Origin of the sequence: Candidatus Brocadia sp., from assembly GCA_021646415.1 — a bacterium.
Classification (GTDB): domain Bacteria; phylum Planctomycetota; class Brocadiia; order Brocadiales; family Brocadiaceae; genus Brocadia.
Map to the genome: position 1 here is coordinate 148,246 of SOEU01000007.1, position 10,773 is coordinate 159,018.

Sequence of the window (10,773 nt, forward strand, 5' to 3'; positions counted from 1 at the left end):
CAGAATTACAAATTCAAATGTCCCAAACTAACTGTGCAAACCACGCGAAACACATCGTTAGGAGGATTATCGCGCCAGATTAAGCAGACCTCGTTTACCGTAAACAACATTGTCTTCCAGTCTGCCTGAAACATATTGAGTAACTGCAATACTGTGGCTTCCCCCGAAGCCTGTCCTACGCTCAGGTGAGGTGTGAACCCTCCTTCGTATTTTCTTGCGTCATCACAGTCTGGTACCACATTCCACAACATCGTTTGCAACTCAACCATGGCTTCTTTGGGTTCAGGTGCCAACCAGATGGTGTAACAATCACGATTGTGACGAAAGAAAAAGAATTCCTCCAGTTTAATTTCAAAAGGCTCGATGTTTTTACATACCCGAGAAAACTGCCCGACAGAGAATTCAAACTCTTCTTTTGGCCGAAATGGATAAATCAGGTTGATGTGAGGCATCCACCTCCTTACATGCCTGTCATGCTCACATCGGATTGCCTGGATTGGCGGCCACAAATTAACGGGAGGTATGATCACGACAGCAGTCGTATACGTTTTCCTGCTCATGAGTAACCCGATAGTTACAAAGACATTTTTCTCCACACATCAAGCATCATAAGGATTGCCGCTCATTTCCCATTTCGAGATTTTACCAGGGTTTGAGTCATTACTTTTTTCTTTTTTTTATGACATCTTCCGCCCAGCTTAATGCAGCAACAACGGTAGGAAATCCAATGGTGCTTGTGAGAAGAATGATTGCGTGATAGATCTCCTCAGGTGTTACGCCTGCTTCAATAGCCCTTCTTACATGACTATGGACAGCGCCTTCGGAATGCACGGCTGCCGCGGCTGCGAGTTGAATCAGATGTGAAGTATTTTCATCAAGAGGGCCTTCCTGTCTGACAGTCTTACCAAGCTCCTCAATTGCATTGAATAATTTTTCATGCCTTTTTTTTATCTGAATATACTGTTGAGGTAATTTTTCCTTTGGCATACCAGCCTCCTTTTCAATTAGGTTACAATTGATAACCTCGTTTTGTTATCATGTGATTATTATATTGAAAGGTAGTTGAATTTCCTACGATAATAATGGTCGTCATGTCAACAGGATGAGAAGTCATTTTGTCAAGCGTCGTGATAATAACTGATTCATCCTCCCGGGACACGTCCTTGACAATCCCTACAGGGGTCGCTGGCGATTTATATTGAAGGATGATATGGGCAGTTTTTTCAATCTGCCAGTCCCTTTGAGAACTCTTGGGATTGTATAGCACAATGACAAAATCCGCTTCGGCGGCACACTTTACGCGCCTTTCAATAATTCCCCACGGTGTGAGCAAGTCACTAAGACTAATGACGGCATAATCGTGCATGAGCGGTGCACCAAGCACAGCGGCAGCGGCATTGGCGGCTGGAATGCCTGAAATAATTTCTACTGGCAAATCTATATTTTTCTTAGAAATCGTCTCTAAAACAAGTCCTGCCATGCCATAAACACCTGGATCACCACTGCTGATTATAGATACGATCTTTCCCGTCAAAGCTTCCTGGATTGCCAGTTCCACGCGCTCAATCTCTTTACGCATGGCTGTGGCAATGATCTGCTTATTTCCTGCAATGCCCTTTACCAGGTCAATATAAAGTTTGTAGCCAACGATCGTTTCTGAATTTTTGAGTGCATCCAATGCTCTCTGGCTAATTTCATTTCTCGCGCCAGGGCCGATGCCTACCACATAAAGTTTTCCTGGGCGATGGCTATTGTCACCCCCGGATATTTCTGTTTTTTTAATAGTAATTGAGTCTTCCTCCCCGAAAGAAGCGCTGCGGGTTCACACACGCCCCACACCCCTATTTTTTCTTTTACAAAATCTGACTTACTATGTTCTTTGGCACACGCAGCAATTTCCCGGAGGGAAACAATCCTTAATGGAATTCCCAATTCCTTTGCCGCCTCTAATAAACCTGGCTCTTCAGATTTAATCTCAATCGTGGAGAACAGCCGGACCCGTTCTAACGTAAGATTTATCATTTGAAGGGCATCAGCAATGGATTGTTTTACCGCCTCAGAACGAACTCCCTTTTTACAACCGATACCAACAATAATATCCTTCTGCGCCTCGGTACCGGTAGTAATCACAGCATCTGTGTGCAAGATAGCAGCGACCCGGTGAGCTAACAGATTGGCACCACCCTCATGACCCGAAAGTACACTGATCACAAAGCGCCCCACATCATCAACCACAACCACGGCCGGATCTGTATATTTATCCTGGATATTTTGGGCAATCACCCTTACCACGATCCCCATGGCCATGACAAAAACGAGGCCGTCATATTTCCTGAAGATTCGATTAACCAGTTGTTGCAGCGGTTCTGAAAAAGGCGTAACGTGCGATGATATTTTGTCTCCAGCATTACAATTATTTCCTTCTCCGTCTTTTTTAAATATATACGTAGAAGGTGGTGGAACAAAACCAGCACCAATCCTTTGTGCAGTTTTTAATCCTTCTTCAGTTAATGAGATAATAGCTATATTCAACTGAGATGTAAATTTTACCGATGCAAAAGATAACTATTTTCTAAAATTATCATAACATTATATTATGCTTATTACCGGCTTTATTCAATAAAAAACAAGAAAGAAGAGCATCCGGTACGCATCTGGTTCCCGGTTGTTCCACCAGCGAAGAGGTTTTTTTTATAGCCATGCTTCTTGAAGAATCTATGGAAGAGAGGGAAAAGGCATTTCAACATCCATATCTTTGCCACCGATTTAGATCATAAAGCTATTGAAGGGAGCATTCCCGATCTTTTGTAACTTCCGCTGGTTTTGGTGAAATGTTGCAGAGTGTTAACCCTGACAAGGTTTAGAACCCTGTCAGGGTTGTGTCGTCCTGACCCCATGAACAGTTACAAAAAATCGGGAATGCTCCCGCTATTGAATACGCCTGTTTGGAATTTTTGATGTGGGATTTAAAACAGTACAATATGGTAAAAAGTTTTATGCTCTTACACCGCTTGGAGATGTTGTCTTATTTTAATCTTATCCTGCAATCAGGACGAAACCCGATTGCAGGATTTGGGTAAAACTATGAAAGCTATTTGCTGATTCACGCATAAATTCTACTCATTTTTCCTCTTTTTATCCGTGTCATTTTTCCCCCGCTTAACAATCAGCTTAGATGCTGGGGTAGAATCTGGATCAAAGGTTATGGTAATTGTGTCAGTTCCTGAATTTCCCGCATTATCTACAGCACTCACCGTTATTATATTATCCCCGACGGATAAGTTTATATTGGAAATTGACCAATTGTCCGTTCCACCCGCTGTCCCATGATACCCGGTATTACTACTCCAGGTAACACTATTTATTCCACTTGTGATATCAGAAGATGAGCCACTCATACTTACCGGATTAACCGTTGTTGTATAATTGGAAAGTGAAGTGGGACTTATGATGTTTATAAGGGGAGAAGATGTATCCAATATGATTGAAGCATGGGAGGCACTTGATACGTTATCCGAGACATCCTTATAAAATGCATAGAGTGTTTTATTTCCATCTCCACTGCTTAAGGTATATTGGATGTCTGCTGCAAAACTGGTAGTAGAAGCCACTGACACCCAATCGGGATCGGAAGCCAACGGCATATCAGAACCGGCAGAAATAAAATAACCTGTTATCCCTCCGTTATCTGTTGCAGAAAGATTCAAGGTGACTGTGGTTAAGTAGGTATACTCTGCACCACCGTTAATACTTAAAGAGCCTTTCGGCTTGCCGGTATCTGCTACCGTGGTAAAACTCCATGTGTAATTTGAGTCCAGCGTAGTACCAGCGTAATTTGCTGCCTGTATTTTTTGCGTTAAAGTCGCGGTATATTTGGTATTGTATGCAAGGCCGGTAGATGGGGTAAAGGTAACAATGGCACCGTTTGTCCTTACAGAACCTTTGACTTCGCCATCGATGCTTTGTATTTTGAATGTCTCCGTAGTAACCGTAGAACCATTTACATACATCGAAAAGGTGGCAGATACCGTTGTATTAACTGCCACGTCCTTTACATGAGAGGAAGGATTTGTCGAACTCACCTTCAAAACGGTTTGTGTAGAAGAGTCATCGGATCCGTCTGTGCCACCTGTGCCATCCGAACCATCAGAAATATCTAAACCACCGGAACCACCAGAGTCTGATTTAGTTATATATTTCAGATCATCCTTTGCTGCATCATAATAACTGATATGTATCGCATTTGAAATGCTTACTGCTATCGAGGTGTATCGTCCTACATCATCGTCACTATCCAGAGTGCTTGTTACCCATGCACCGGAAGCGTTCGTGGCATATTTGAGATAACCATTGTCATAATCATAATAGCTGATGTGTGCCGCGCCTGATGAATCAACCGCCAGTGCGGTGTACCGTCCTACATCTCCTTCACTGTCCAGGGTACTTGTTTCCCAAGCGCCAGAAGCGTTCGTGGCGTACTTGAGATAACCATTATCATAATCATAATAGCTGATGTGTACCGCACCTGACGTGTCAACCGCTAGTGCGGTGTACTGCCCCAAATCTTCGTCACTATCCAGGGTGCTTGTTACCCATGCGCCGGAAGCGTTCGTGGCGTACTTGAGATAACCATTATTATAATCATAATAGCTGATGTGTACCGCACCTGATGTGTCAACTGCCAATGCAGTGTACCGTCCTACATCTCCTTCACTGTCCAGGGTACTTGTTTCCCAAGCGCCAGAAGCATTCGTGGCGTACTTAAGATAACCATTATCATAATCATAATAGCTGATGTGTACCGTACCTGATGTGTCAACCGCTAGTGCGGTGTGTTGCCCTACATTTCCATCACTCTCCAGGGTACTTTTTACCCATGTACCGGAAGTGTTTGTTGCATACTTAAGGTCATGATTGGTTGTATCATAATAGCTGATATGTGCCGCACCTGACGTGTCAACTGCTATTGATGTGTACCTCCCTACATTTCCATCACTATCCAGGGTACTTGTTATCCATGCACCGGAAGCATTCGTGGCATACTTAAGGTCGCCATTGGTTGAATCATAATAGCTGATGTGCACTGCCCCTGACGTGTCAACCGCTAGTGCGGTGTACCGCCCTACATATCCATCACTATCCAGAGTGCTTGTAGTCCAATCTGCAACGACATTACCAGCAAAAAAACTGAATTTCAAAAAAACAAGTGATAAAATTATGAAAAATATTTTCCGATTCAAATATCCCTGCATAAATAACCTCCTTTAAAAAGAAAGACTTGCTGCATAAAAAGTGCATTTTAAGCATTTTCGGCAGTAAGGCTTTCTTTTACACCGGCTTCCATGCAGGTTCAAAAAGACCCTGTTACTTTGCGTCCCCTGATCACTCAGGGTTTGCCTTTATCGCTATGCTTTTACCTATAGAATTAAAATGTCGTTACAGAAATTACGAGTGTTATTGTCACCTCTAGGTTTATTTCTATAAAAACAAAAAGCCTTACTGCATAAAAAGTGCATTTAAGCATTTTTCGGCAGTAAGGCTTTCTTTTATACCACTTCCCTGTAGGTCAAAAAGACCCTGTTACTTTGCGCCCCCTGATCACTCAGGGTTTGCCCTTATCGTAATATTTATAATTGAAACATTTCTTTACTACCCATACTCTCTTGTCTTCCCTGATAAGAGAGTATGGTAAATCGGCATAACATAACATAGTACCACAAAAGCACCGCTTTGTCCCTTATGTCATTGAGAGCGAAGCAATCTTTCCCAGGAGAGATTACCTCAGGCAAGGCCTTCGCAATGACTTTTTTCCCCTTACTCTCCATAACGGGACATTCCTTCGGGAAACCAGTTTGACAAAAAATTTACTTATGAAACCACATCCTTGACATTGCTGTCCTGGCTATTTAATTCCTTCGATCTTCTTCTGTTTCTTAAATACCGTAAACCCACCAATGTACCACCTCCAGCTGCAAAAAGAACAAAACTAATAGGCTCTGGTGCATGCTTAGGTCTTCCCCGATGCCGCCCCCCTGATCCAGATCCAGCATCCGCGCTGTCGATAATTATCATAGCGGATAATATAAAGGCAAACAAACATCCTCCAATCGTAGTTAATGTTTTTCTCATATCTATTCCTCCTTAATTAATTACCTACTTCAAATTGACAAGAATCTTTTGCCCTTTTCCCTTTTGGAAAAGGTTTTACCGCTGCAAGATAATCATAGAGCCCTTCACTTAAAGAATCCTCTGGTTTCCACCATGCAAAATACCAGTAATCTGGATTTAAGAGTCCATCATCTTCCTCCAGATCTTCGATTACTTCTTCATATTCGTATTCTCCATCAGGCCCTTCAATTTCCCAGCTTACCTTTACTTTGGTATTGTTCGTTACTCTGAACGCTACAAACAGATAGGTACTGTCTGAAGGCACCCATGCCCAGTAAGTATCGCTAACATATTCAGATTCGTTCGTATCGCTCGTGTAGGCCGCATATACTATAGCCGCTGGGTTGCCATTATGACCTGCACCTTTCTTTGATTTAAACACCTTCGAAATTGCCTTACTTCCCATTTGTTCAGCACGTATACGGCCAAGCCCAAATTGACCATTATTTTGCAGGATTTCAACTGACGAATTCTTTGGTAAATTATTGGTACCCTTAGCATGAGAAATATGCGCCAATGCAAAGACAGTCATAACCGAAATCACAAAAGCGAGCAAACCTTTGTTTACCCTTAAAAAATTCATTCTTTCCCCCTTTCTCCTTTTTAAAGAGACATTTACCCTTTATTGTACTAATCCAACCTTAATTACGAAAGAACCTTCTTTTTTATATCAATAACGACCCAATCCCAAATCAATATCGGTATTTTTTCCCCCTTTCTCGATTAATACTGTTTTTCTTCTTTAATCATCATTGACTTCTTTTTTTAAAACGAAATGTCGTAAAAATAAAAAAGCCTTACTGCAAAGATATTTTGGAAAATCTTCGGCAGTAAGGCTATCTTGCCCTACATCCTTGTAAGCTTAAAGACCCTGTTACTTTGCGCCCCCTGATCACTCAGAGTTTGCCCTTGTCACGATGTGTTCTTATTGCAATTCTTAATACCACAAACGACAGTATTATATTTTGTAATTTGATTATGTCAAGTAAAAAAATAAAATATTTTACAATTGCAAATCTGAATTCATTTTGTATAATTCACGCAAATATTGGCGTATAGAACGATTCCCGTTTACTTTGTACAATGCGCAAGCCATAATATCTTAGGTTTAGACTCCTGTGTTTTGCTCTCTATGGGAAAAAGAGGAAAAAAACCAACAGAGCGATTTCTGTTTCAAGATACTAAATAGGTGCTTTGGACATAACAAGGACTTAGGAGGCTACTACGGGATAAGAGTGAATGACCTGGTAAGATATTTAAAAACGTTATCAATCACATGCCTTTGGGTAGTTATTTTTACCGCCGCCCTTTCAAGCGCTTATGCCTTCGATATTGACAGATTAGACCTCACCATTACACGTTTACTCGATTCCCTTTCTTATGAATACAAAGGATTTGATATGAAGATTACAGAGCTTTCGGTTGGTGAAACATTTGATGATAACATTACCTTCACGAAAGAAGATAAAGAGGAAGATTTCATAACAAAATTGCGATTGGGACTGGGTGTAAAATATCAAGGTAAAACCACGACCTTTGATCTAACCGGCTATATAAACAATCAGACCTTTGCCAAAAATGACAATTTCGACAATATAACACAAGATATAATTTTAAATTTCAAAAAAGAGTTTTCAAAACGTGACCGCTTAACCCTAAATAGTGTCTTTACACACTTCGAAGCACCTTCGTCCGAAGACGAAGGTTATTTCTCGAATCAATTTGGCAGATCAGCGGGACGATTCGAATTTTTTCAAAATAAATTTGAAATCAATTACTCAAATGATGTTTCCAAACAACTTTCTCTCTATGTAAAATACGCCAATGAGATAAATGTATTTTCAGGCATAGATAGACCAGATTCGTTCCTCAATAAACCGGGTTTTGGCCTGAGTTATACATTTAGTCCCACTGCAACTATCTTTTCCTTCTCATACACATTCACCAGTGTACAATTTGAAGATGAAAACGATGCCACAATAAACACAATTGGTCCAGGCATAAGACAGTATATAACAAAAAAGCTTTTTTTTGACGGAAGGACAGGGGTAGATTTTATCGATTCCTTTGACGATGAAAACCTCACCAAACCCTTCTTTCATGCATCGTTGACATATATTCTAAGCGAAAAAACTCGAGCAAGCCTATCGTTTAACAAGAAGTACGAAACAAGCCCTTACTTTGCAGATATCTTTAATAACTGGCGTACTTCAGCCTCTCTGTCGAGGCAAATGTGGGAAAGACTGGGGTGTTCCTTATCAATTTTTTATGGAGATGGTGAATTTGTTTCCTCAACCTTTGAACAAAGACTATTGGGTGTGAATTCCTCTTTGAGATACGATATTAGCAGGAACTTAAAGGGAAATTTGACATACACTTATTCGGAATTAAATTCCAATGCAGAAACCGCCGGGTATTCAAAAAATACCGTGTTTTTAGGATTCGTCGCGGGGTTTTGAGATGCTAAAAAGATTGAAAACTTATTGTTCTTCTTGAAGGCATCATCTGGAGATACTTTTCTCTTTTCTTCATATTTTATGTTTATTTGATCCATTATATTCCCAGAACTGACTTCAAAATAACCTTGCTTTCACATTACCAGGTAAGTTAAGAATATGGTATTTATATCATAAACGGTATTGGCTGGATTCCGATAATACCCACTCTAACTTAATGATGCGTACACTAAATTCTTCCCCAAAAAAACGATCATTTCCTATTATTCGCAAGAGAAAACAGGACAAACAATGTTGAATATTTCAACATCGCATGGCAACTTTTGTCTGTACTTGTTTAAAAACTCCAGAGTTTTAACATGTTAAGAGAACATTACGTTTTATTTAAAAGACTGATGATATTTTTCGACCTTTGTATAGTTGTCTGGTCTTTTTTCCTGGGGTATTTCCTAAAAAATAAATTATATGATATCTACCAGATAAATAGTTATATTTGGCTTTTGCTCAAATTACTTATTATATGGGGATCACTTCTTTACTATTTTGGGATGTACGACTCTTTTAGAACTAAGCAGATACCAGATGTTTTGTCTATCCTGTTCAAAACCGCTTTGGTAGGGTCTATCCTTTTTGCTAGCTTTATTTTTATTACCAAGATGTACTCGGTCAGCAGAGCACTCGTAATTTATACATTCCTCTTTGCGCTGATTTTTATTAGCATTGAAAAGATCGCCATAATATACTATTTTAGATTTCAGCGCAAGAAAGGCCTTAACTACAGAAATATTTTAATCGTTGGTACAGGCAAAAGGGCACAACGTTTTATAGACATAATAAACAAACACACTGAGTGGGGCCTTAAGATTGTTGGGCTTGTGGATGAGGATACGGCCAAAATAAATAATTTAATTTGTGGGTATAAAGTAATAGGTTCTTTTAATGATGTATCTAAGATAATCCATAGTAATGTAGTGGATGAGGTTGTATTTATTGTCCCACGTTCCTGGCTGGGAAAGATAGAAGAGATTATGTATTTATGTGAAATAGAAGGTTTGAAAGTGAGTGTGGCTGTTGATTTATATGAGCTTAAACTATCGAAAGCAAAATATAGCCACCTGGAAGAATTCCCTTTGCTCACCTTTGAGAGCACACCAGACAAATTATTGCAACTTTTCATAAAACGCCTCTTTGATATAATCTTTTCCGGAATCACACTCGTACTATTATCACCAATTTTTGCGATTACCGCCATTGTTATAAAACTATCATCAAAAGGTCCCGTATTTTTCAGGCAACAGAGATGCAGCTTGTACGGTAGAAGGTTTACACTCTATAAGTTCAGGACTATGGTTCAGGATGCCGAAGCAAAACTTAGCAATCTTCTTGTATATAATGAGATGGATGGCCCTGTTTTTAAAATGAAAGATGATCCCAGGATAACAAAAATAGGAAAGTTCTTAAGAAAATTCAGCATAGACGAACTACCACAATTTTGGAATGTATTAATGGGAGATATGAGTCTGGTTGGTCCAAGACCGCCGCTACCAACTGAGGTAGATAAATACAAACCCTGGCAGAGAAGAAGGCTAAGTATGCGACCTGGTATAACCTGTCTATGGCAGGCATATGGAAGAAGCAATATAAAAGATTTCAACGAATGGATGATGCTCGATTTAGAGTATATTGACAACTGGTCACTTTTGCTCGATTATAAAATTCTTTTTAAGACTATACCAGTCGTATTATTTGGAATAGGTGCAAAATAATTCCACCTAGTAAGATCCGCACAAATTATATCATATCGGGCATTGCAACATTATTAAATATTAAATAAGGACAACACCTCCCCGGCGCTCAGTTCCCGATTGTAAACCCGAACCTCGTCAACCTTGCCGTTCATATGACCATAATTAGAACTTAATGCCCCTATAGCCATATATGATGCAGCAGTATATGGCACTATGGTATTCCCCGCCGGGTGTGTTTGTGTATGCACGAGTTGCCCATCCACATATAATCTCTCAGACTGTGCCAAATGAAACTGTTCTTTGACAAAAAAGTTTGAAAAAGAAACCCTAGCAGGCACTATTTTTCAAAAGCGAGTTGTTTCAAGCTGAAATAATATGATAAGTGACTATCGATATCACAT

General features: G+C 40.0%; 10 protein-coding genes and 3 riboswitches. Of the genes, 2 read left to right on the forward strand and 8 right to left on the reverse strand.

Translation table 11 applies throughout. From position 1 onward, the window contains the following. Positions 1-5 precede the first annotated feature (5 nt). The 7 genes from E3K36_07930 to E3K36_07960 all read right to left on the reverse strand — a co-directional run bounded on the left by E3K36_07930 (position 6) and on the right by E3K36_07960 (position 6,751). Positions 6-560, reverse strand: coding sequence for a 2'-5' RNA ligase family protein (locus E3K36_07930; protein MCF6155168.1), 555 nt, complete (start codon positions 558-560; stop codon positions 6-8). 100 nt (positions 561-660) lie between these two features. Further along, positions 661-987 (reverse strand): carboxymuconolactone decarboxylase family protein, encoded by a 327-nt coding sequence (locus E3K36_07935; GenBank protein ID MCF6155169.1) that lies wholly within the window; start codon positions 985-987, stop codon positions 661-663. A gap of 22 nt (positions 988-1,009) precedes the next feature. After that, on the reverse strand, positions 1,010-1,726 hold the full coding sequence (cobJ, locus tag E3K36_07940) for a precorrin-3B C(17)-methyltransferase (GenBank protein ID MCF6155170.1): 717 nt from the start codon (positions 1,724-1,726) through the stop codon (positions 1,010-1,012). After that, a complete protein-coding gene (locus E3K36_07945) occupies positions 1,720-2,532 on the reverse strand; it encodes a cobalamin biosynthesis protein CbiG (protein MCF6155171.1) in 813 nt (270 codons plus the stop codon). Before E3K36_07945 ends, cobJ begins: the two co-directional genes overlap by 7 nt. Before the next feature lie 584 nt (positions 2,533-3,116). Further along, positions 3,117-5,252 (reverse strand): hypothetical protein, encoded by a 2,136-nt coding sequence (locus E3K36_07950; GenBank protein ID MCF6155172.1) that lies wholly within the window; start codon positions 5,250-5,252, stop codon positions 3,117-3,119. A gap of 56 nt (positions 5,253-5,308) precedes the next feature. After that, positions 5,309-5,408, reverse strand: a riboswitch (cyclic di-GMP riboswitch). Between the two features lie 118 nt (positions 5,409-5,526). Further along, positions 5,527-5,624: riboswitch (cyclic di-GMP riboswitch) on the reverse strand. Between the two features lie 244 nt (positions 5,625-5,868). Further along, a complete protein-coding gene (locus E3K36_07955; protein MCF6155173.1) occupies positions 5,869-6,129 on the reverse strand; it encodes a hypothetical protein in 261 nt (86 codons plus the stop codon). A gap of 16 nt (positions 6,130-6,145) precedes the next feature. Then, positions 6,146-6,751, reverse strand: coding sequence for a hypothetical protein (locus E3K36_07960; protein MCF6155174.1), 606 nt, complete (start codon positions 6,749-6,751; stop codon positions 6,146-6,148). Positions 6,752-6,991: 240 nt separating this feature from the next. Next, a riboswitch (cyclic di-GMP riboswitch) is annotated at positions 6,992-7,086 on the reverse strand. 317 nt (positions 7,087-7,403) lie between these two features. Here E3K36_07960 and E3K36_07965 point away from each other — a divergent pair. Both E3K36_07965 and E3K36_07970 read left to right on the forward strand, forming a co-directional pair. After that, complete coding sequence (locus E3K36_07965) at positions 7,404-8,627, forward strand: hypothetical protein (protein ID MCF6155175.1); 1,224 nt, start codon at positions 7,404-7,406, stop codon at positions 8,625-8,627. Positions 8,628-9,019: 392 nt separating this feature from the next. Further along, positions 9,020-10,390, forward strand: coding sequence for a sugar transferase (locus tag E3K36_07970; protein MCF6155176.1), 1,371 nt, complete (start codon positions 9,020-9,022; stop codon positions 10,388-10,390). A gap of 53 nt (positions 10,391-10,443) precedes the next feature. Here the strand turns inward: E3K36_07970 and E3K36_07975 are convergent, their stop codons facing one another. Then, on the reverse strand, positions 10,444-10,713 hold the full coding sequence (locus tag E3K36_07975) for a LamG domain-containing protein (protein ID MCF6155177.1): 270 nt from the start codon (positions 10,711-10,713) through the stop codon (positions 10,444-10,446). Positions 10,714-10,773 lie beyond the last annotated feature (60 nt).

Coding starts and splice junctions, on each gene's coding strand:
- E3K36_07960 (MCF6155174.1), bottom strand. CDS start 6,751: ATGAATTTTTTAAGGGTAAACAAAGGTTTGCTCGCTTTTGTGATTTCG.
- E3K36_07970 (MCF6155176.1), top strand. CDS start 9,020: ATGATATTTTTCGACCTTTGTATAGTTGTCTGGTCTTTTTTCCTGGGG.
- E3K36_07935 (MCF6155169.1), bottom strand. CDS start 987: ATGCCAAAGGAAAAATTACCTCAACAGTATATTCAGATAAAAAAAAGG.
- E3K36_07955 (MCF6155173.1), bottom strand. CDS start 6,129: ATGAGAAAAACATTAACTACGATTGGAGGATGTTTGTTTGCCTTTATA.
- E3K36_07930 (MCF6155168.1), bottom strand. CDS start 560: ATGAGCAGGAAAACGTATACGACTGCTGTCGTGATCATACCTCCCGTT.
- E3K36_07950 (MCF6155172.1), bottom strand. CDS start 5,252: ATGCAGGGATATTTGAATCGGAAAATATTTTTCATAATTTTATCACTT.